The following is a 20,745-nucleotide window of genomic DNA, read 5'->3' as shown; positions in this document are numbered from 1 at the left end:
GACCAGCGTTATAGTAATAAAAAATTTAAGGAAATGGCTGGTGTTTCATATGAACAGATCAAGTAAATTAGTTCAATTTGGACTGAAAAAAGCATTCGGATATATTGAAAAAGATCCGGAAAAGAATCTTGTCAAATTACTCGACATCGTCGATCAGTTTGCAGGCGATGATCCGAATATGATGGGAAAGCAAAGAGAGGCATTTCGTCGGGTCATCGACGATCCGGACAATAACATGAATCAGTTGATGATGCGTGTATTAAAGGATACTGATACCGAGGTCGTCAAAGCCATGTTTGAGAATTTCTTCCTCAATGCCAACTTTATCGGCTGGCAGACCCAGGAGGAAATGCGCAAGAAATATAACTGCAATATCCCGTGGGCGATCCTTTTGGATCCGACTTCTGCCTGCAACTTAAAATGTACCGGTTGTTGGGCGGCAGAGTATGGCAACAAACTGAACCTGACATTTGATGAGATCGATTCCATCATCATGCAGGGCAAGGAACTGGGCGTATATTTTTATATCTATACCGGTGGCGAACCGCTTGTGCGCAAGAAAGATCTGATCGCACTTTGCAGAAAACACCATGATTGTCAGTTCCTGACCTTTACCAACGGTACTCTGATCGATGAAGAGTTTGCAGATCAGATGCTGGATGTCAAAAATCTGGTGCCTGCGATCTCTGTTGAGGGATTTGAGGAGGCAACGGATGGCAGACGTGGAAACGGTACTTATGAAAAGGCTGTCCGCGCGATGGGATATTTGAAAGAAAGAAAACTTCCGTTTGGTATCAGTTGCTGCTATACCAGCCAGAACTTAGATTCCATTGCCAGTGATGCATTTTTTGACCAGATGATCGACTGGGGGGCTTACTTTGCATGGTATTTCCACTATATGCCGGTCGGAAATGATGCAGCACCGGAACTTCTGCCGACACCGGAGCAGAGAGAATATATGTACCACAAGATCCGGGAGGTGCGTGTGACAAAACCGCTCTTTGCCATGGACTTCCAGAACGATGGAGAATATGTGGGCGGCTGTATCGCCGGAGGCAGACGCTATCTACATATCAATGCCAACGGAGATTGTGATCCTTGTGTATTTATCCATTATTCCAATACCAATATCCGCCACAATACTCTGCTTGAGGTATTACAGTCACCGATCTTTATGGCATATCATGATGGTCAGCCGTTCAACGACAACCATCTGCGCCCATGTCCGATGTTGGAAAACCCGGAGGCTCTGCAAAAGATGGTAGAAGCCACAGGGGCACGTTCCACAGACTTGCAGTCACCGGAGACGGTAGAGCATCTATGTGCTAAATGTGAGGACTACGCAAAGAACTGGACACCGACCGCAGAACGGCTGTGGAAAGACAGTTCCCGCAACCCGGCAAATCAAACACAAGCATAATTTTTGACAGGAAAAATAAATGGGGTTTTTCGAGGTCTGGATGCCTTGAAAAGCCCCTATTTTTCATTGGTTTTCCTTATTGCTATTTAAAATATGGTGTGATATAATATCCCAATGACTGCACAAGGGCTGAATGTCCTTTTTATAATAGAGGTTCTATTATAGGTGATTAGTACATGAGTTACAATTTTAAGGAGGAAATGAATTAAATGAGTGTACAGGTTGAAACATTAGAGAAGAATATGGCAAAACTCACAGTTGAGATTGAGGCTGAGCGTTTAGAGAAGGCACTTGACGCTGCATACAACAAGCAGAAGAAGAGCATCTCTATGCCGGGATTCCGTAAGGGCAAGGTTCCGAGAGCCATGGTTGAGAAGATGTATGGCGTAGAAGTATTCTACGAAGATGCAGCCAACATCCTTTTACAGGAGACATATCCTGAGGCATATGACGAGAGCGGTCTTGAGATCGTTTCACAGCCATCTATCGATGTCGTACAGTTAGAGAAGGGCAAGCCATTTATCTATACAGCAGAAGTTGCTGTTAAGCCGGAAGTTACACTTGGCAAGTATAAGGGCGTTACCGTTACCAAGATCGACACAAGCGTTTCTGATGAAGAAGTAGACGCAGAGGTCGAGACACAGAGAAACAACAACGCAAGAACTGTTTCTGTAGAGCGTCCGATCGAGAATGGCGATACCGCAGTGATCGATTTTGAAGGATTTGTAGATGATGTAGCATTTGAAGGCGGAAAGGGCGAGAACTACGACTTAGAGATCGGATCTCATTCTTTCATTGATACCTTTGAAGATCAGTTAGTAGGCAAGGTTGCCGGAGACGACGTAGAAGTAAATGTTACATTCCCAGAGCAGTATCAGGCAGAGGAACTTGCCGGCAAGCCAGCAGTATTCAAGGTTAAGATCCATGAAGTAAAGGCTAAGGAATTACCGGAACTTGATGATGAGTTCGCACAGGATGTATCTGAGTTCGATACTCTTGCTGAGTACAAGGAAGATGTCAAGAAGAAACTGACAGAGCGCAAGGAAGCAGATGCGCATCGTACAAAGGAAGATGAAGCAATCGAAAAGATCATCGATGATGCTAAGATGGACATCCCAGAAGCAATGATCGACAATCAGGTTAACAGCATGATCAATGATTTTGCAAATAACATGATGCAGCAGGGACTTTCTATGGAGCAGTATATGCAGTTTACCGGCATGACCATGGATAAGTTCAAGGAGCAGGTTCGCCCGGATGCTGTTAAGAGAATCCAGTCTTCACTCGTATTAGAGCAGATCGCTAAGGACGAAAATCTTGAAGTTACCGATGCTGATGTAGATGCTGAGATCGAAAAGATGGCAGCAGCATACGGCATGGAAGTTGATAAGGTTAAGGAATACATCCAGGATGCTGAGAGAGAATCTATGAAGAAGGATATCGCTATCCAGAAGGCAGCAGACTTCATCATGGAGAATGTCAAGGAAAGAGCAAAGAGAACCACAAAGAAGGCAGCCGCTGACGAAGAGAAAGAGCCGGCAAAGAAGACTACCGCAAAAAAGACAACAGCGAAGAAGACAACTAAGAAGGCTGACGAGACAAAAGACGCTGAGTAATCAGACGTAATAAGGTCAGGAAAGAGAGGTTCATAATATGGCAACAATACCTTATGTCATTGAGCAGAATAGTAGGGGAGAACGTTCCTACGATATCTATTCCAGATTGCTGAAAGATAGAATTATCTTTCTGGGGGAGGAAGTAAACGAGACAACTGCAAGTCTTGTAGTTGCACAGTTATTGTTCTTGGAGTCAGAAGACCCGAGCAAGGACATCCATCTTTACATCAATTCCCCGGGCGGAATGGTGACTGCGGGCATGGCCATCTATGACACCATGCAGTATATCAAGTGTGATGTATCTACGATTTGTATTGGTATGGCGGCAAGTATGGGAGCATTCCTCTTAGCCGGTGGTGCCAAGGGCAAACGTTTTGCACTTCCAAATGCGGAAGTCATGATTCACCAGCCATCCGGTGGTGCCAAGGGTCAGGCAACAGAGATCCAGATCGCTGCAGAGAACATCTTAAAGACAAAGAAAAAGTTGAATCAGATGTTAGCAGACAACACAGGAAAGCCATACGAAGTTGTGGCAGCAGACACAGAAAGAGATCATTGGATGAGCGCAGATGAAGCCCTAGATTATGGCTTGATCGATGGAATCATCACAAAGAAAGAGTAATGCATAAGAGGGTACCCCATATGGGATACCCTCAATGTGCATATCATAAGGAAATGAGAGAAGTAAAATGGCAGGAAGAATGAATGACGATAAGATGGTCAGATGTTCCTTTTGTGGCAAAACACAAAATCAGGTACACAAGTTGATCGCGGGACCCAATGGGGCGTTTATCTGCGATGAATGTGTGGACATCTGCACAGAGATCATAGAAGAAGATTTAATGGAAAAGGGACTGATGCCGGAGTATGATGAGCCGGAGCAGGAAGGAAAACATTCAGACGCTAAAAGAAAGGCAAATGAGGAATTTGAGATCAATCTTTTGACTCCACAGGAACTTAAAGCCTTTCTGGATGATTATGTCATCGGTCAGGATGAGGCAAAAAAGGTACTTTCCGTCGCAGTGTATAATCATTACAAGCGCATCACATCCGGACAGGACATTGATGTGGAATTGCAAAAGAGCAATGTCCTCATGTTGGGACCGACCGGTAGCGGAAAGACATTGTTGGCACAGACACTTGCCCGTGTCCTTGGCGTACCGTTTGCCATCGCAGATGCTACGACACTGACAGAGGCAGGTTATGTAGGTGAAGATGTAGAGAACATCCTGCTCAAGTTGATCCAGGCAGCAGATTTTGATATCCAGGCAGCCGAGATGGGCATTGTCTATATTGATGAGATCGATAAGATCACCAAGAAATCCGAAAATGTTTCCATTACCAGAGATGTCTCCGGTGAAGGTGTGCAGCAGGCACTCCTCAAGTTGATCGAGGGTACGGTTGCCAGCGTGCCGCCAAAGGGTGGACGCAAGCATCCGCAGCAGGAGTTGATCTCCATCGACACCAAGAATATCCTCTTTATCTGTGGTGGGGCTTTTGAAGGTCTGGACAAGATCATTTCTGAGCGATTAGACAGCAATGTCATTGGTTTCCAGTCAGAGACCAAGGAGCGCAATCAGGATGACCTTTCTACGCTCTTAAAGCAGGTATTGCCGCAGGATTTCATCAAGTTTGGTTTGATCCCTGAGTTTATCGGACGTGTGCCGATCAATGTTTCCTTACAGGAACTGACGGAGGAAGATATGGTGCGTGTTCTGACCGAGCCGAAGAACAGTCTGGTCAAGCAGTATCAGGCACTTTTTAAGATGGATGATGTGGACTTGGCTTTCGATCATGATGCCCTGGTTGAGGTTGCCAGAAAGTCCATCGAGCGTAAGACAGGTGCGAGAGGATTGCGTGCGATCTTGGAGAACGTCATGATGGATTCCATGTACGAAGTACCATCCGATAAGACGATCACAAGCGTGCATGTTACCAAAGAGATGGTGGATGAAAATCTCCTCTTGGAGGACAAAAGCGGAAGCATTACAGCCATCGGAGAAGAGCAGGAGAAGAGTGCATAATGGTCATTAAGAATGTGGAACTGGAGACGGTCTGTGGCGTGACGAGTATGCTTCCGGACAATAAACTGCCGGAAGTGGCATTTGCGGGCAAATCCAATGTCGGCAAATCGTCACTGATCAATGCGCTGATGATGCGTAAGTCATTGGCGCGGACATCGGCACAGCCGGGCAAGACACAGACGATCAATTTTTACAATATCAATAAAGAAATCTATCTGGTAGATCTGCCGGGTTATGGCTATGCCAAGGCTTCCGAAAAAGAACGGGAGGCATGGGGGCAGATGATCGAGCGCTATCTGAACACTTCAGAAAAACTGCGTGCGGTCTTTCTTCTGGTCGATATCCGGCATGCACCGTCTGCCAATGACAAGCAGATGTTTGAGTGGATGGCATATGTAGGATATGATCCGATCGTCATTGCAACCAAGTTGGACAAGATCAAACGAAGCCAGATTGATAAACAGATCAAGATCATCCGTCAGGGATTGGGCGCGGATAAAGAGACTATTATCGTTCCATTTTCTGCGGAGACAAAACAGGGAAGAGATATAATCTGGGATTTTATGGATCAGGTGATTGAGAATGAAGAAGAGGCATAAAGGATTATTTGTGAGTGCGCTGCTTGCCGCCATTTTTGTGGTGGCATTTGGCTGTACTTTTTTTATTTATCAGAAACAGGAAAAAAATGCTAAGGCAGAGGATCTGACCGTGGTCACATCCTTTTACCCTATGTATATCGCAGCCTTAAATGTCTGTGATGGCGTGGAAGGCATACATTTGGAAAATCTGAGCGAGCCGCAGACCGGCTGCCTGCATGATTACCAACTGACACCGGAAGACATGAAACTTTTGCAGACGGCGGATGTTTTTATCGTTAATGGTGGCGGTATCGAAAACTTTCTTACCGATGTGGCAAAGGCATGTCCGAATCTGACCATCATCAATGCGAGTCAGGGACTGGATCTGATCGAGGACAATGCCCACGCATGGATGAGCGTTGCCCTGCATGAAAAGCAGGTAGACAATATTGCAGAGGGGCTGGCGGCAGCGGACGCAGACCATAGCAAGGCATATGCAAAAAATGCCAAGGCATACCAGAAAAAATTACAGGCGCTGGAAAAGCAGGAAGAAGAAATGACCCAATATACCAAGGGACGGTCTGTGGTCCTTTTCCAGGAAGCCTATGAATATCTGACAAGGGATCTGGGGCTGGAAGTATCCTATGTCCTGGATCTGGACGAGGAACGTCAGGTCAGTGCGGGCGAGGTATCGGATGTCATGTCTGCCATTGCAGGAGACCGTATCCGGGTCGTTTTTGCGGATGATGTCTATGGCAAGGAAATGGGCGATATGGTGGAGGCAGAGACCGCAGCCAATACCGTCTATGTAGAGACTCTGGTCAGGGGAGACTATGACAAGGATAGTTATATAGAGCACATGCAGGAAAATTTGGATGCCATACAGATGGCTTTTGCTGCGAGATAGGAGATAGTATTTATGCATAAGATCAAAAAACCATGTGGTTTTCACTGTATCAAGATGAAAGATATCGGCGTGTCCTTTGGCGATCAGGTCGTGTTGGAACACATCAATCTGCATATCCACTGTGGCAGCCTGACGGCGCTCATCGGACGAAATGGTGCGGGAAAGTCTACCCTGCTCAAGGCGATCTTAGGGGACATTCCCCATACGGGAAGTATTACTTTTTCCGATACCGAAAATGGAAAAATGAAAAAAATGAAGATCGGGTATGTGCCGCAGTCACTGAATTTAGAGCCAAATACGCCCATGAATGTATATGATCTGATCACGAGTTTCCGCTATGATTATCCGGTCTTTTTGAAGAATAAAAAGTTATATCAGGAGATCAAGGAAGCCTTGGCAGAGTTTGAGGCAGACCATCTGATCGACCAGCCGATCGGCAAACTTTCCGGTGGAGAATTGCAGCGTGTCTTACTATCGCTTGCGGTCATGGACGAGCCAAATCTTTTGCTTTTGGACGAGCCGGTGTCCGGTATTGACAAAAACGGTATGGATCTTTTCTATGAAAAGATGGATTACCTGCGCAAAAATTACGATATGGCGATCATCATTATCTCACATGATCTGGACTATGTGGCAAAGTATGCCGATAAGGTCGTACTGATCGATAAGACCGTCACGGCAGACGGCAATCCCAAGGAAGTCTATGAAAGCCAGGCATTTCATCGCGTCTTTGGTGATGCGACCTATGCCTATGGCAACAATGTAGGACATGTGCGCAAGGTGGAAGCGAAAGAAGCCCCTTATGAGGCTGGCTATAAAGGAAAGAAGGAGGAAGCATAATGACAGGTTATTTTACAGAGTTATTCCAATATGATTTTATGCGTCGTGCCTTTCTTGCCATCCTGATCATTACGCCGCTTTTAGGTATCTTGGGTACTATGATCGTCCATAAAAAGATGGCGTATTTTTCGGATGCACTGGGACATTCTGCCCTGACCGGTATTGCGATCGGCGTGGTCTGCGGTATCAGTGACACCAATCTGTCCATGGTGCTGTTTGCCATTGTATTTGCCTTTCTGCTCAATCAGATCAACCGTAAAAATCTGGCGGCGACCGATACCATCATTTCTGTTTTTGCCAGCTGCAGTACGGCGATCGGTCTGGCAATCCTATCCAAGGGGGGCAATTTTAGCAAGTATTCCGCTATTTTGGTGGGAGATATCCTGAGCATTTCTACGCGGGAGATCATCTATCTGATCCTGATCTTTGCGGTGACTCTGGTATTCTGGTGCTTTGCCATCAACAAGTTGAATGCTATCAGCATCCATGCATCCTTGGCAAAGAGTCGCAATATTTCCGTGCGTCTGGTGGAGGATATCTTTGCTATTATCATTGCGCTCATTGTGACATTGTCGATCAAGTGGATCGGTATTTTGCTCATCAATGCCCTTTTGATCCTGCCAGCGGCATCCAGCCGGAATATATCGGACAACATGCAGGAATATCACCTCTATGCCGTGATCTTTAGTCTCTTTTCCGGAATCGTGGGATTGGTCATTTCTTATTTTACCAATGTGGCGACCGGACCTATGATCGTGATCGTGGCATCTGTGATCTATTTTGCAACCTATTTTTATGGAAAGAATAAGTAAGGAATAAGTAAGAGACGTTCCTTTTGCCACAAGGAGTGTCCCAAATGGCTTTAGACCTGTCAGTCTGACAGGTCTTTTTCTTTTGTAAAAAATGCATAGAGCCGGAAAAACTGGAAACAATAGTTAGAAAAGGAAAGGAATGATGGCAAGATGGGATATGATGGAAACAACGAGACCCTCTATATCAAATTAGACCGGTCTGCCCTGCGCTATGAAGCGGATTTTTACATCAAGGATCTGGGCGGGATAGAGTGCAGTAACAGTGATATATTAGCGAGGGTAAAGGCACATGCCGTTTACCATTTCAAACATCCGGGCAATATGCCTGTATCCATTACCAAGGTGGTCGAGGAGATCCACAGCTTTTATCCTAAACTGACTGTGGTGAGTCTGGGCGAAACCGATGTCATCATGGAGTATCGGAGCAAGGAGCCGGAGCCCTTTATGCAAGGGGCAAAGACGGGATTCCTTTGCGTACTGCTCTTTGTCGGAGCAGCCTTTGCCATCATGGCATTTCACAACGATATCAGTATCACGGAACTCTTTGACCGTTTTTATTTGCAGGTCATGGGAAGCAAAAAGCCTGCGGTCAGTCCGCTGGAGATTGCATATTCGATCGGACTTGCGGTGGGAATCTTATTCTTTTATAACCATTTTGGCAAGAAGAAATTGACCCATGATCCGACACCGATCCAGGTGGAAATGCGCAAGTATGAGAAGGATGTAGATACTGCGATCATAGAGAATGGGGCAAGGAGAGGAGAAAATCTGGATGTTTCTTAAAAGGACGGTCATCATTGTCGCAGGGCTGATCTTTGGAGGCGCAACGGCAGCCGGTGTGATTGCCCTGCTCACGACCTTGGGGTTTGTCTCGCGTATGATCGCAAGGCTGCAACTGGCGAAAGATACCATGCATTGGGAGAATGTCATCATCTTAGGAAGCCTGAGTGGTTGCCTTTTATCGGTTTTTGAACCGAGCCCTGTGCTTTTCTCCTTTTGCCAGGGGATAGCCGGGAGAGTTTTTGCAAAAGGGCTGGGACTGCTGGCATTGGTTTTGATCGGCATCTGTGCTGGTATTTATGTGGGCTGTCAGGCAATGGCGCTGGCAGAGATCTTAAATATGTTTCCCATACTCTTTCGCAGGGTAAAACTGCAAATGGGGCTGTCTTTTGCCATCCTTGCCATTGCTCTGGGAAAGCTGGCAGGCAGCCTCTGGTATTTTATTTTTTCATATGCAAGTTCATAAAAATGAGGTGATAAGAGAATGAAACAGGAAGAAAAAGAGCAGATCAATGAGACTTATAATGACTATGTGGAGAGTGTGACGCCAAAGGCAAATCTTTGGCTGCGCATGGCAAAAGCTTTTTTGGTCGGCGGACTGATCTGCCTTTTGGGGCAGTGCATCATCAACATAGGAAAAAAATATGGCTTGGACGATCAGACGGCGGCAAGTTATTGCAGTCTGACCCTTGTATTCCTAAGTGCCCTTTTGACAGGCACGGGGATCTACCCGGTCATTGCCAGTTTTGGCGGTGCGGGAGCATTGGTTCCCATCACGGGCTTTGCCAACAGTGTAGCGGCTACCGCCCATGGTTTTAAGGTTGAAGGACATGTCTTTGGTGTCGGTGCCAGGATCTTTCAGATCGCCGGGCCGGTGATCCTGTATGGGATTTTTTCGTCCTGGATCCTTGGTTTGATCTACTGGTTTATGACGACACTTGGTATGTGATTGAAAAAATACCATAAATTGTAGTTATAAATTTATAAAAACCACTAGATATTGTGCCGCACTTCCTGTATAATGAAAAACGCGCCAAGATGAAAAACATGTGCAAAGATTGTATCTAAATAAAAACTTGCACTTTTTTCAAAATCTTGTTATAAAATTAACGAGAGTTAGAAAAGCCTAACTCAAGTTATAAGGAACGAATTGTTTACTAGAATAGGAGGCAAACACAATGGTAGAAATGAAGGAATGGGACGGATTTGATGGACGACTTTGGAAGGAAGAGATCAATGTCCGCCAGTTCATCCAGGATAACTACACACCGTACGAAGGTAATGAGGACTTTTTGACAGGTCCGACAGAGTCGACCAACCGTTTATGGGATGCACTTCAGAAATTGCAAAAAGAAGAACGTGCCAAGGGCGGCGTGCTTGATATGGAGACCAAGGTGGTTTCAGGTCTGACCGCTTATGGTCCGGGATACATTGATGAAGACCTCAAGGATCTGGAAAAGGTCGTTGGTCTTCAGACAGATAAACCACTCAAACGTGCTTTTATGCCATATGGCGGTATCAAGATGGCGGTGCAGGCATGCGAGACTTATGGTTATGAAGTAGATCCTTTGTTAAAGGAAATCTTTACCAAGTATCACAAGACACATAATACTGCTGTGTTTGACGCATATACACCGGAAATGTTAAAGGCCCGCCACAATAAGATCATGACCGGTCTGCCGGATACTTATGGACGCGGACGTATCGTCGGCGATTATCGTAGAGTGGCGCTTTACGGTATCGACTTTTTGATCGAGGAGAAAAAGGAAGACAAGGCAAAATGCGGCAGTGGCAGCATGAAGGGCGAAGTCATCCGTCTGCGCGAGGAGATCGCGGAGCAGATCCGTGCACTGGAAGGCATGAAAGAGATGGCAGCCATTTACGGCTATGACATTTCCAGACCGGCAAAGGATGCAAAAGAGGCGATCCAGTGGCTTTACTTTGGTTATCTGGCAGCCATCAAGACCCAGAATGGTGCAGCCATGTCTGTAGGACGTGTCTCTACCTTCCTTGATATTTATTTCCAGAGAGATCTGGATAAGGGCATCATCACAGAAGAAGAAGTACAGGAACTGGTCGATCACTTTACCATGAAACTGCGTATGGTCAAGTTTGCCAGAATCCCATCTTACAACCAGTTGTTCTCCGGGGATCCGGTATGGGCAACACTGGACGTGGCAGGAACGGGTGTAGACGGCAGATCTATGGTGACAAAGACAGACTATCGTTTCCTGCATACCTTAGAGAACATGGGACCGGCACCGGAGCCAAACCTGACAGTATTGTATTCTTCCAGACTGCCGGAGAACTTCAAGAAATACGCATCCAAGATCTCCATTGCGACAAGTTCTGTCCAGTATGAAAATGACGATGCCATGAAGCCGGAATGGGGCGATGATTATGCCATCTGCTGCTGTGTTTCTGCAACACGTACCGGTAAGGAAATGCAGTTCTTTGGAGCCAGAGCCAACCTTGCAAAATGTCTGCTTTATGCCATCAATGGCGGTGTGGATGAAAAGACCGGCGATCAGGTCGGACCAAAGTATCGTCCGATCACATCAGAGTATCTGGATTATGATGAGGTCATGGAACGCTATGACGACATGATGGAATGGCTGGCAGATCTCTATGTCAATACACTGAACCTGATCCAGTACATGCATGATAAATATTACTATGAGTCAGCCGAACTGGCACTCATGGATACCAATTTGGAACGTACTTTTGCAACCGGTATTGCAGGATTTTCACATGTGATTGATTCTTTGTCCGCGATCAAGTATGCCAAGGTCAAGGTCATTCGTGATGAAAATGGTCTTGCAAAAGATTACGAGATCGAGGGCGATTTCCCAAGATACGGTAATGATGATGACAGAGCCGATGAGATCGGCGTATGGCTCTTAAAGACTTTTATGGATAAGATCAAGAGACATCATACCTACCGCAGAAGTATCCCGACCACATCCATTCTTACCATCACATCCAATGTGGTCTATGGTAAGGCAACCGGATCTATGCCGGATGGACGTAAGGCGGGCGAGCCGCTTTCTCCGGGAGCAAATCCAAGTTACGGAGCAGAGCAGAACGGTCTGCTGGCATCTTTGAACTCTCTGACCAAACTCCCATATGAGTGGGCGCTGGACGGTATTTCCAATACCCAGACCATCAATCCGGGAGCACTTGGCAATGCCGAGGAGGAGCGTGTGGATAATCTGGTACAGGTTATGGACGGCTACTTCGATCAGGGAGCACATCATCTGAATGTCAATGTCTTTGGCAAGGAAAAACTGATCGATGCGATGGAACATCCGGAGAAGGAAGAGTACGCAAACTTTACCATCCGTGTATCCGGTTATGCAGTCAAGTTTATCGACCTGACCAAGGAACAGCAGATGGATGTGATCGCAAGAACTTGTCACGATCATATGTAACATTCATCCTTTGAAAAGGATAAAAGTAAAGTCTAGGTAGAAGCAGGCCGCGGGATCTCATATCTCGCGGCTTTCTTAGAAAAAGGTGAAAATATGGAAAAAGAAATTTTGGGAAACATTCATTCCGTGGAAAGTTTTGGCTCGGCAGACGGTCCGGGCGTGCGCTATATCGTCTTTTTGAAAGGCTGTCAGATGCGGTGCAAATATTGCCACAATCCGGATACCTGGGCAAAAGCCTGTGGCAGTATGGATGCGCCCAAAGAGGGGGAAAACTGGCAGCGGGCGAAAGATGTGCTCGAAAAGGCAAAACGCTACAAAGCATACTGGAAAAAGAATGGTGGCATTACGGTTAGTGGTGGGGAAGCCCTTTTACAGATTGATTTTCTACTGGAATTATTTACACTGGCAAAAAAAGAGGGTATCCACACCTGCCTTGATACATCCGGGAATCCTTTTACGACAGAAGAACCCTTCTTTTCAAAGTTTGAGAAATTGATGGAAGTGACCGACCTTGTCATGCTGGACATCAAGGAGATGGATGCAAAAAGACACAGAGAATTGACCGGACAGGATAACGCTAATATTTTAGAGATGGCAAGATATTTATCTGACCATGGGAAGGTAATGTGGATCCGTCATGTCCTTGTGCCGGGTGTGACGGATCAGGAAGAGGATCTTTTGGCATTACGGGATTTTGTGGCTTCCTTAAAAACGGTAGACCGCGTGGAAATATTGCCATATCATACACTTGGCGTATTCAAATGGAAGGAACTGGGACTGTCTTACGGTCTGGAAGATGCCGAACCACCGACAAAGGAGCAGTTAGAACGCGCCAAGAAATTGCTTGGCATAGCCTAGTCTTTAATGTATTATTAACAAAACTATACTAGTATGGCAGATATGGGGAGAGAAGAGGGAAACGCATGGAAAAGGATTTTACAAAATACGAATATGTCAATGTGACCATCTTAAAAAGCCTTGCGGGTCTATGCAGGGAGTCCTACGAAGCCTTTGGTTGGGAAGTAATGGGAAATACAAGAGGAAAAGATGAGTGCATCCATATGCGCAGATCGCGCAATGTACGTGAGCGTAACCGGCTGATGGCAGAGCAACGCAAGATGGAGGATGCGCTTATGGCGATTGAGGAATATGAGCAGAAAAAGAGTCTGACACCGGTGATGTTCGCAATTATGACTGGATTGATTGGTGCCGGCTGGCTGATCGCATCGGTCATCGCGATATCCTACCGACACATGATACTGTTTACCATTTTTGAAATCATAGGGTTTATTGTCTGTGCCATGGCGATGGTTGTTTACAACTGGGAATCGGATCGGCACAAAGACGATTATGCGGCAGAGGAAAACGCTTTGTATGACAAAATATATGAAGCCTGTGAAAAGGCTGACCGGATTCTCGGAAACTAAGGAGGCTAAGATACATGATTACCATACTTGTTGTAGAAGATGATACAAAATTAAATTTTATCGTGAGCAAAAAATTAGGTGAGGAAGGATTTGAGGTAAAGCGTGCGGAAAATCCAATTCAGGCCTTTGATATCATGGAGAAGACCAAAGTTGATATGATTGTTTCTGACATTATGATGCCGCAGATGGATGGTTATGAGTTTGCCAGAGAAGTGCGGTCTTTTGATGACAAGATGCCCATCCTTTTCATGACAGCAAAAGATGATATTGCCTCCAAGAAAAAAGGATATGATATCGGTATTGATGATTATATGGTAAAACCGATCGATCTGGTGGAACTTGTGATGCGCGTGGAAGCCTTGCTTCGCAGAGCGGATATTGCGACCGAAAAGCAGTTGCAGGCGGGCAATCTGGTTCTAAAGGAAGAAGAGACTATGGCTTATTACGAGGGAGAGGAACTTCCGCTTACGGTAAAGGAATTCCAGATTCTCTTTAAAATGCTTTCCTATCCCAAAAAGACCTTTACCCGTATGCAGTTGATGGATGAGTTCTGGGGCTTTGACAGTGAGAGTAATCCGAGAACGGTAGACGTTTCCATTACAAAACTCCGTGACAAGATCTCTGCTGTTAAGGAAGTGGAGATCCTGACGGTGCGCGGACTAGGCTATAAGGCGGTGATACATAGTGAAGATTAGTTACGAGGAACCGAAAGATCTGCGCATTGATGCCAAGCGTCCGATCTGGAGAGAGTTTTTCATGGTCTTTGTGGTGCAGACAGTATGTGTTTTCGCCGGCATTGGTCTGTATCAGAACCATGCCCTTTCCACGCTGGGAAATTGGGGCATTTATGTGGCATTGATCTTAAATACCATATTCTTGGCCGCAGTTTCCATGCTTTTCACCAAGATCAACTATCGTATGACCTTTTCAAAGCCTATACAGGAGTTGCGCGGTGCAGCCAGGCGTGTGGCTGGCGGAGATTTTACGGTTCGTATTCTGCCACAGCGTGGAGATGGCAAACGGGATGAGATGGAAGTCCTGATCGAAGATTTTAATATCATGGTGACAGAACTTGCCGCCAATGAGACCTTAAAGAGTGATTTTATCGCGAATGTATCGCATGAGATCAAGACACCGATCGCCATCATACAGAATTATGCCCAGATGTTAGAAAGTCAACATTTGACGGAGCAAGAAAAAAAGGAGTACATTCATACGATCGTGGAGTCATCGGAGCGTCTGTCCGGTCTTGTCCAGAATATTTTGCGCTTGAATAAGATGGAGAGTCAGGCCATCGTTGAGAAGGAACGTTTCTGTCTGGATGAACAACTGGCAGAGTGCATTATCGCTTTCGATGAACCTTTTGATGAGAAAGAATTAGAGGTCAATATTGATCTGGACGAGGGAGTTTATATTGTAAGCGATGAGAGCCTCTTATCTATCGTGTGGAACAACCTGTTAAGCAATGCCATCAAATATACACAAGAAGGCGGCACGATCGATATTTCAATGAAAAAATATGGAGAAAATGGTGCCCTGGTTTCTGTGAAGGATAATGGTTGTGGCATGAGCGAGGAGGTTGTCCGCCGTATTTTTGATAAGTTTTATCAGGGAGATACTTCGCATACTTCCAAGGGAAATGGACTGGGACTTGCCATGGTAAAACGTGTTGTGGAACTTTTGGATGCCAAGATTTCAGTGGAGAGTGAGCCGGGAAAAGGGAGCACATTTACGGTCGAACTTTAAGGTTGTAAATACCCCTGCCGGATGGTATTCTTTTTACTATAATGTACAAAGAAAGGTACAAAATGAGAGGTGGGGTATTATGACAAAAGAAATTAAGACAGAGGCGAGACTGACCTTTTTTGAGGCGACCAGTATTATCGTCGGACATGGCGTGGGATCCGGCATTTTGTCGGTTCCTTTTTTGGCGTCCAGAAATGACTGGAAGGATATGCTCTGGATCGTTGCAGTGGCATATCTGATCAATCTGATCATGCATTATATGATCGCAGAACTTTCCTATAATAATGGGGGCGCGCAGTTTATCAAATGTTTTGAAAACGAACTGTTTGTTGGACGTTTCAAGAAATTTGCTACATGGGTGGCATTCGGACTTTTGGGATTGTCCGTTGTCCTCAATGTCAGTGGTTTTATTGCAGGAGCAGCAGCCGTATTTCATGCATGGTTCGGTCTGCCTAACTGGGCAGGCATGATCCTTTATTACATACTGGCTGCCAGTGTGATCTACTTTGGCATGAAACTGGTCGGTATCTGTGAAAAGATCTCCGTCGGTTCCATGGTGGCGGTTATCGGCATTTTGTTCGTAGCAACGCTGGTTTCCGAGATCAGCCCACTGCCGACCAAGTTTATTGCGACGACCAATCTGGTCGCACTTTACAGTATGATCTCCTTCTCCCTGTCAGCCGTGATGTCGGTGCCACAGGTGGTAAAGGGATTGCAGGGCGATATCAAACGGATCCGTGGAGCCATCGCGGCAGGAACAGGGATCAATACGGGCTTGATCCTTTTGATCACCTTTATGACATTGCTGGGGGCTGGATCGGATATTTCGGAAAACGGAGCATTGGTGGATCTGTCCGCACATCTGGGCGGCTGGGTCAGCATCATCGGTTATATCTTCTCCCTTTTGGCTTTGTCTACGTCTTTCTGGGCAAATACCTTAAATCTGCGTGACATCGTGCATGAGCAGACCAAGTGGAATGTCAAGGTCTCATGGCTGGTATCCAGTGTGCCGTGTCTTTTGATCGCACTGGTGGGCGTATCCAGTTTTGTAGGCTTTACCCGTTTGGCAAGTGTGGTACAGGTATTGACAGGCGTGGGTATCATCATCTCCTACAACCGTTCCAGAAGAAGGGAAAAGAATGCGCCGATCTGCGGTGTTTGGGGCACTTTACCATTTCAGATCCTTGTTGTGGTCAGTACGCTCTTTGCGACCATTGGTGCATTGGCAAAAGTGTACTAAAATCCGGCATCAGATTTGTAAATAATTTTGACACTGCCCGGAATTCATGCTATTATTTTCTCAGACAAAAAATGCATATTTATACAGAATAGATGAAGGAGATCGACATGGCTAAAACACCTTTTGTAACAAAAGAAAAAGTAGAAGAGATCGTGAAAAGTATTCCGACCCCGTTTCATTTGTATGATGAAAAGGGAATTCGTGCCAATGCGCAGGCAGTAAAAGAGGCTTTTGCATGGAATCCGGGATTTCGTGAATATTTTGCAGTGAAAGCCAATCCGAATCCTTTTCTGATCAAGATCTTGCAGGAGTATGGATGTGGGACAGACTGTTCTTCCCTGACAGAACTCATGCTCAGCAAAGAATTGGGGTTTTCCGGGGAAGAGATCATGTTTTCTTCCAATGATACACCGGCAGAGGAGTTTGTCTATGCCGATGAGATTGGTGCGACCATCAATCTGGATGATTTTACCCATATTCAGTATTTAGAGGATACGATCGGACACATTCCGGAGACGATCAGTTTGCGTTACAATCCGGGCGGTGTCTATGAGATTTCTAATGGGATCATGGATAATCCGGGGGATGCCAAGTATGGCATGACTAAAGAGCAGCTTTTCGAGGGATACCAGATCCTGCGCGATAAAGGTGCAAAGCGTTTTGGCCTGCATGCCTTTTTGGTAAGCAATACCGTGACGAATGATTATTACCCGGCTTTGGCAAAGACTTTGTTTGAACTTGTAGTCGAGTTGAAAGAAAAGACCGGTATTGAGATTTCCTTTATCAATCTTTCCGGTGGCGTGGGGATTGCCTATAGACCGGATCAGACACCGAATGATATCCGCGTGATCGGTGAGGGCGTACATCGTGTCTATGATGAAGTCTTAGTACCGGCTGGTCTTACAGATGTTGCCATCTACACAGAGATGGGACGTTTCATGATGGGACCGTATGGAGCGCTGGTAACAAAGGCAATTCATGAGAAGCATACCTATAAGGAGTACATCGGCGTGGATGCCTGTGCGGTCAATCTGATGCGTCCGGCAATGTATGGCGCATATCACCACATCACAGTCCTGGGCAAGGAAGATGCACCATGTGACCACAAGTATGATGTGACAGGTTCTCTTTGCGAGAACAACGACAAGTTTGCCATTGATCGTATGCTGCCACAGGTGGAGATGGGGGATTATCTCTATATCCATGACACGGGAGCACATGGCTTCGCGATGGGATATAATTACAATGGTAAGTTAAAGTCTGCTGAGGTGCTTTTGAAGGAGGATGGTTCTTACCAGTTGATTCGTCGTGCAGAGACACCGAAGGATTATTTCGCAACTTTTGACTGCTTCGATATCATCAAGGGACTTGTTTAAAAAGACTGAAAAAGATGAAAAAAGAGATTGACAATCTTATCATGTTGATATAAACTATTATTCGTTGATGGCGCATAGCCATAGTATCAACGAGCCGGTGTGGCGGAATTGGCAGACGCACAAGACTCAAAATCTTGCGGGGGCAACTTCGTGTGGGTTCAAGTCCCACCGCCGGCACTTTTTTAAAAGATAACGTATGTAATAAAAAACCTCGAAACCATTGAAAATATTGGGTTTCGGGGTTTTTTACTGTATCAGACTGTCTCAAAAAAATCACTCATTTTTGCCCCATTTTGCCCCATTTTTGCCCCACGATTATTGGGCTGCTTTTAGATATGAGTATTTTACGTTGTCCAATGTGTTCCTATAATAGCCTCTAGTGGTGTTGATGGAAGTATGCCCTGCCAGTTCTTGCACATCTTGTAAAGGCATCCCCCTATCAACCAAGTGTGTTATCCGGCTGACACGGAACCTATGTGGATGCAACCGTTCTATGCCGGCGCGTTCCCCGACTCCATGAACCATAGTACGAATACCTGCAGCACTCAGCGCATGTCCTTTTTGTTTACTTTCAAATAAGGCGCTTATCGTCAAATCTCTATTCATCAAATATTCTTCCAGATACATTGCAGACTTGTCTGTGAACAATGAGATACGGTCTTTTCCGCCTTTTCCATGGATCAGTACCGTGCGTTCATTAAAATCTATATCAGATAACTTTACCCCTGCCACTTCTGACACGCGAGCTCCTGTCTCATACATAAACGATATGATTGCTTTATCGCGAATGGATTTACAATTAATCATAGCTTTTTCTATCTGACCAGAAGTCAGCGCAGGTTCTTTCTTGATTTGAAACTTGATCTGTTTTATTCTTCGTGCCGGAGATTTATCTATGTAGCCTGCAAATTCCGCCCACGAATAAAAGGCACAGATGCAACGTCTCATTCCATCCAGTGTGCTACTTGCTATCTTTCTTCTTTGCTGATAGAGCGCAAGGTAGTATCGTATATCCTCTGAGTTGATTTCTTTTAACGGCTTCTGAACCCACTCCATCATAAGACGCAACTGCTCCATGTACCGGTCAATCGTCTTAGGCGACTTTCCCTCAACTTTCAATGATGCGTAATATTGTTCACAAAGAAAACGGTCGAAATCGTCGTATTCTATGATTTCGTTCTTTTCTTGTGTAACATCATAATCATGTAATGAAATCGTTAGTATGTTGTAGAGATAGTCGAGCTGATCGCTTTGCAGTACCGGTCCCATCTTTGTGATAATTTTATTGATTAGAATAGTCTTTGCTTCCATGTTAAAACTCCCCCAAATTAAATTAGTGATACTCTTGATACAATTTCATTGTCGCGTTCTTTCATTCTTTCGGTCACGTGTAGATAAACCCTCTTTGTTATATCGCTGTCTTCGTGCCCTACGCGCCTTGTAATTGTCTCTAGTGGAACACCAGCCTCTGCAAGCAGTGAAACGTGTGTATGGCGCAATACGTGCGTCGTAATAGGTCTCCCAAGTGTAGCAATAGATGTTTCTTTTAAATATTTATTGAATGAATAGTAGCGCAGGTAATCTCCGTTCCTGTCACAGAATAGAAGATTACTACGAAATCCATAGAGCATTTTTCTTTTATTGGTTTCTTTTCGTATTTCATGCAATAACTTTTCGAGTTCCGGCTGCATGAACACATCACGATTAGAAGTGACAGTTTTAGGCGAAGTTACCTTGTGGTTCACGGTATCGTATGTTTTAGATACGTGAATGACCTTTTCTTTGAAATCAATATCATTCATAGTCAATGCTAATGCTTCACCAACGCGTAGGCCAGAGAGAGCCATTAGCGAGGTTAGATAGTACCAGTGTTTTACCTTCATTGCATCGAGCAAACATTTTAAATCAGATTTCTCTAAAAATTTATGCTCCAATTTTTCGCGTGCCTCTTTATCTGGTAGAGGTTTGATTTTGTCCAGGTATTTGATATCTGAAATAAAATCATTCTCATAACCCCATCGGATCATTGCTTTGAATCGTCGAATACGTTCATTTACAGTGTATGGTGCGTCATCTTTCTTAATTATTCTTGACTTCACATAACCTGCAGAAAGGTTTTTCGCAAGTGTGTCTGCACCGAGAAGTTTTAACATGGTTTCGGTTGCGTAGTAATTGCGCCGGTATGTTGATGCAGTCACCGCATTTTGTTGGTATGACCGATACAGGTCAACCAACTCCTCTAAGGTAAGGTTGTCTTGCTTTACATACAGACACGTAGAGGACAGTGCATCATTGATACGTGCCTGTAAGACCTCTGTAGCCTGTTTTCGTGTTGCAGTGGTATTTTTATCGAATACTACCGAAACTTTCTTCGTTTGCCCTGTCAGAGGCTCTATGTAACGTTCTACAAACCTTACTTTTCCATTCTTCATTTTTTCAGTCCACATAGTATCATCCTCCTTAAAAAAGTGTACAAAAATAACAGCCTGCAAAGAACAATTGTTCCGCTTGCGTATGGCTGCCTAAGAATGATACAATATGCTTGTTT

General features: G+C 45.2%; 20 protein-coding genes and 1 tRNA gene. 19 read left to right on the top strand and 2 right to left on the bottom strand.

What is annotated here, in order from left to right:
• Positions 1 to 49: 49 nt before the first annotated feature.
• The 19 genes from H8R94_RS03150 (at position 50) to H8R94_RS03060 (ending at position 18,374) form a co-directional block, all read left to right on the top strand.
• Positions 50 to 1,420, top strand: a complete 1,371-nt coding sequence (locus H8R94_RS03150) for a radical SAM protein (RefSeq protein WP_186853865.1) — start codon at positions 50 to 52, stop codon at positions 1,418 to 1,420.
• Between the two features lie 209 nt (positions 1,421 to 1,629).
• Entirely contained in the window at positions 1,630 to 3,036 is a 1,407-nt protein-coding gene (gene tig, locus H8R94_RS03145) for a trigger factor (protein WP_118280845.1), read from the top strand.
• 37 nt (positions 3,037 to 3,073) lie between these two features.
• The gene (gene clpP / locus H8R94_RS03140) at positions 3,074 to 3,658 is read left to right on the top strand and encodes an ATP-dependent Clp endopeptidase proteolytic subunit ClpP (RefSeq protein ID WP_118280846.1); all 585 of its coding nucleotides are present in this window, start codon (positions 3,074 to 3,076) and stop codon (positions 3,656 to 3,658) included.
• 67 nt (positions 3,659 to 3,725) lie between these two features.
• The gene (clpX, locus tag H8R94_RS03135) at positions 3,726 to 5,060 is read left to right on the top strand and encodes an ATP-dependent Clp protease ATP-binding subunit ClpX (protein WP_118280847.1); all 1,335 of its coding nucleotides are present in this window, start codon (positions 3,726 to 3,728) and stop codon (positions 5,058 to 5,060) included.
• Complete coding sequence (gene yihA / locus H8R94_RS03130; RefSeq protein WP_118280848.1) at positions 5,060 to 5,659, top strand: ribosome biogenesis GTP-binding protein YihA/YsxC; 600 nt, start codon at positions 5,060 to 5,062, stop codon at positions 5,657 to 5,659. Before clpX ends, yihA begins: the two co-directional genes overlap by 1 nt.
• A complete protein-coding gene (locus tag H8R94_RS03125; RefSeq protein ID WP_186853864.1) occupies positions 5,643 to 6,545 on the top strand; it encodes a metal ABC transporter substrate-binding protein in 903 nt (300 codons plus the stop codon). Before yihA ends, H8R94_RS03125 begins: the two co-directional genes overlap by 17 nt.
• A gap of 12 nt (positions 6,546 to 6,557) precedes the next feature.
• Positions 6,558 to 7,385, top strand: a complete 828-nt coding sequence (locus tag H8R94_RS03120) for a metal ABC transporter ATP-binding protein (protein WP_118280850.1) — start codon at positions 6,558 to 6,560, stop codon at positions 7,383 to 7,385.
• On the top strand, positions 7,385 to 8,197 hold the full coding sequence (locus H8R94_RS03115) for a metal ABC transporter permease (RefSeq protein ID WP_186853863.1): 813 nt from the start codon (positions 7,385 to 7,387) through the stop codon (positions 8,195 to 8,197). The genes H8R94_RS03120 and H8R94_RS03115 overlap by 1 nt, the downstream gene beginning before the upstream one ends.
• A 150-nt stretch (positions 8,198 to 8,347) precedes the next feature.
• Positions 8,348 to 8,980: a stage V sporulation protein AA gene (locus H8R94_RS03110; protein ID WP_186853862.1), complete on the top strand. Its 633-nt coding sequence runs from the start codon at positions 8,348 to 8,350 to the stop codon at positions 8,978 to 8,980.
• Positions 8,970 to 9,443, top strand: coding sequence for a stage V sporulation protein AB (locus H8R94_RS03105; RefSeq protein ID WP_158575133.1), 474 nt, complete (start codon positions 8,970 to 8,972; stop codon positions 9,441 to 9,443). The genes H8R94_RS03110 and H8R94_RS03105 overlap by 11 nt, the downstream gene beginning before the upstream one ends.
• Before the next feature lie 18 nt (positions 9,444 to 9,461).
• The gene (locus tag H8R94_RS03100; RefSeq protein ID WP_118534583.1) at positions 9,462 to 9,926 is read left to right on the top strand and encodes a SpoVA/SpoVAEb family sporulation membrane protein; all 465 of its coding nucleotides are present in this window, start codon (positions 9,462 to 9,464) and stop codon (positions 9,924 to 9,926) included.
• Between the two features lie 229 nt (positions 9,927 to 10,155).
• Complete coding sequence (gene pflB, locus H8R94_RS03095) at positions 10,156 to 12,408, top strand: formate C-acetyltransferase (RefSeq protein WP_118280855.1); 2,253 nt, start codon at positions 10,156 to 10,158, stop codon at positions 12,406 to 12,408.
• Between the two features lie 93 nt (positions 12,409 to 12,501).
• The gene (gene pflA / locus H8R94_RS03090) at positions 12,502 to 13,266 is read left to right on the top strand and encodes a pyruvate formate-lyase-activating protein (protein WP_186853861.1); all 765 of its coding nucleotides are present in this window, start codon (positions 12,502 to 12,504) and stop codon (positions 13,264 to 13,266) included.
• 65 nt (positions 13,267 to 13,331) lie between these two features.
• Positions 13,332 to 13,835, top strand: coding sequence for a hypothetical protein (locus H8R94_RS03085; protein ID WP_186853860.1), 504 nt, complete (start codon positions 13,332 to 13,334; stop codon positions 13,833 to 13,835).
• A 14-nt stretch (positions 13,836 to 13,849) separates the two neighbouring features.
• Positions 13,850 to 14,530 (top strand): response regulator transcription factor, encoded by a 681-nt coding sequence (locus tag H8R94_RS03080; protein WP_118280858.1) that lies wholly within the window; start codon positions 13,850 to 13,852, stop codon positions 14,528 to 14,530.
• The gene (locus H8R94_RS03075) at positions 14,520 to 15,581 is read left to right on the top strand and encodes a HAMP domain-containing sensor histidine kinase (protein WP_186853859.1); all 1,062 of its coding nucleotides are present in this window, start codon (positions 14,520 to 14,522) and stop codon (positions 15,579 to 15,581) included. The genes H8R94_RS03080 and H8R94_RS03075 overlap by 11 nt, the downstream gene beginning before the upstream one ends.
• 79 nt (positions 15,582 to 15,660) lie before the next feature.
• Positions 15,661 to 16,821: an aromatic amino acid transport family protein gene (locus tag H8R94_RS03070; protein WP_158573019.1), complete on the top strand. Its 1,161-nt coding sequence runs from the start codon at positions 15,661 to 15,663 to the stop codon at positions 16,819 to 16,821.
• Positions 16,822 to 16,928: 107 nt separating this feature from the next.
• Positions 16,929 to 18,197: a diaminopimelate decarboxylase family protein gene (locus tag H8R94_RS03065; protein ID WP_186853858.1), complete on the top strand. Its 1,269-nt coding sequence runs from the start codon at positions 16,929 to 16,931 to the stop codon at positions 18,195 to 18,197.
• A gap of 93 nt (positions 18,198 to 18,290) precedes the next feature.
• A tRNA-Leu gene (locus H8R94_RS03060) sits at positions 18,291 to 18,374 on the top strand.
• Between the two features lie 138 nt (positions 18,375 to 18,512).
• Here H8R94_RS03060 and H8R94_RS03055 read toward each other — a convergent pair.
• Together H8R94_RS03055 and H8R94_RS03050 are read right to left on the bottom strand one after the other, a co-directional pair.
• A complete protein-coding gene (locus H8R94_RS03055) occupies positions 18,513 to 19,508 on the bottom strand; it encodes a tyrosine-type recombinase/integrase (protein WP_186853857.1) in 996 nt (331 codons plus the stop codon).
• A 17-nt stretch (positions 19,509 to 19,525) separates the two neighbouring features.
• Positions 19,526 to 20,644: a tyrosine-type recombinase/integrase gene (locus H8R94_RS03050; protein ID WP_186853856.1), complete on the bottom strand. Its 1,119-nt coding sequence runs from the start codon at positions 20,642 to 20,644 to the stop codon at positions 19,526 to 19,528.
• Between the last annotated feature and the right edge of the window lie 101 nt (positions 20,645 to 20,745).

Origin of the sequence: Roseburia lenta, from assembly GCF_014287435.1 — a bacterium.
Classification (GTDB): domain Bacteria; phylum Bacillota; class Clostridia; order Lachnospirales; family Lachnospiraceae; genus Pararoseburia; species Pararoseburia lenta.
The sequence above is the reverse complement of the archived record's forward strand: the minus strand, read 5'-3'. Positions and strand labels throughout refer to the sequence as shown.

Excerpts from the sequence above, each read along its gene's own strand:
- H8R94_RS03150 (WP_186853865.1), top strand. The coding sequence starts at position 50 with ATGAACAGATCAAGTAAATTAGTTCAATTTGGACTGAAAAAAGCATTC.
- tig (WP_118280845.1), top strand. The coding sequence starts at position 1,630 with ATGAGTGTACAGGTTGAAACATTAGAGAAGAATATGGCAAAACTCACA.
- clpP (WP_118280846.1), top strand. The coding sequence starts at position 3,074 with ATGGCAACAATACCTTATGTCATTGAGCAGAATAGTAGGGGAGAACGT.
- clpX (WP_118280847.1), top strand. The coding sequence starts at position 3,726 with ATGGCAGGAAGAATGAATGACGATAAGATGGTCAGATGTTCCTTTTGT.
- yihA (WP_118280848.1), top strand. The coding sequence starts at position 5,060 with ATGGTCATTAAGAATGTGGAACTGGAGACGGTCTGTGGCGTGACGAGT.
- H8R94_RS03125 (WP_186853864.1), top strand. The coding sequence starts at position 5,643 with ATGAAGAAGAGGCATAAAGGATTATTTGTGAGTGCGCTGCTTGCCGCC.
- H8R94_RS03120 (WP_118280850.1), top strand. The coding sequence starts at position 6,558 with ATGCATAAGATCAAAAAACCATGTGGTTTTCACTGTATCAAGATGAAA.
- H8R94_RS03115 (WP_186853863.1), top strand. The coding sequence starts at position 7,385 with ATGACAGGTTATTTTACAGAGTTATTCCAATATGATTTTATGCGTCGT.
- H8R94_RS03110 (WP_186853862.1), top strand. The coding sequence starts at position 8,348 with ATGGGATATGATGGAAACAACGAGACCCTCTATATCAAATTAGACCGG.
- H8R94_RS03105 (WP_158575133.1), top strand. The coding sequence starts at position 8,970 with ATGTTTCTTAAAAGGACGGTCATCATTGTCGCAGGGCTGATCTTTGGA.
- H8R94_RS03100 (WP_118534583.1), top strand. The coding sequence starts at position 9,462 with ATGAAACAGGAAGAAAAAGAGCAGATCAATGAGACTTATAATGACTAT.
- pflB (WP_118280855.1), top strand. The coding sequence starts at position 10,156 with ATGGTAGAAATGAAGGAATGGGACGGATTTGATGGACGACTTTGGAAG.
- pflA (WP_186853861.1), top strand. The coding sequence starts at position 12,502 with ATGGAAAAAGAAATTTTGGGAAACATTCATTCCGTGGAAAGTTTTGGC.
- H8R94_RS03085 (WP_186853860.1), top strand. The coding sequence starts at position 13,332 with ATGGAAAAGGATTTTACAAAATACGAATATGTCAATGTGACCATCTTA.
- H8R94_RS03080 (WP_118280858.1), top strand. The coding sequence starts at position 13,850 with ATGATTACCATACTTGTTGTAGAAGATGATACAAAATTAAATTTTATC.
- H8R94_RS03070 (WP_158573019.1), top strand. The coding sequence starts at position 15,661 with ATGACAAAAGAAATTAAGACAGAGGCGAGACTGACCTTTTTTGAGGCG.
- H8R94_RS03065 (WP_186853858.1), top strand. The coding sequence starts at position 16,929 with ATGGCTAAAACACCTTTTGTAACAAAAGAAAAAGTAGAAGAGATCGTG.
- H8R94_RS03055 (WP_186853857.1), bottom strand. The coding sequence starts at position 19,508 with ATGGAAGCAAAGACTATTCTAATCAATAAAATTATCACAAAGATGGGA.
- H8R94_RS03050 (WP_186853856.1), bottom strand. The coding sequence starts at position 20,644 with ATGTGGACTGAAAAAATGAAGAATGGAAAAGTAAGGTTTGTAGAACGT.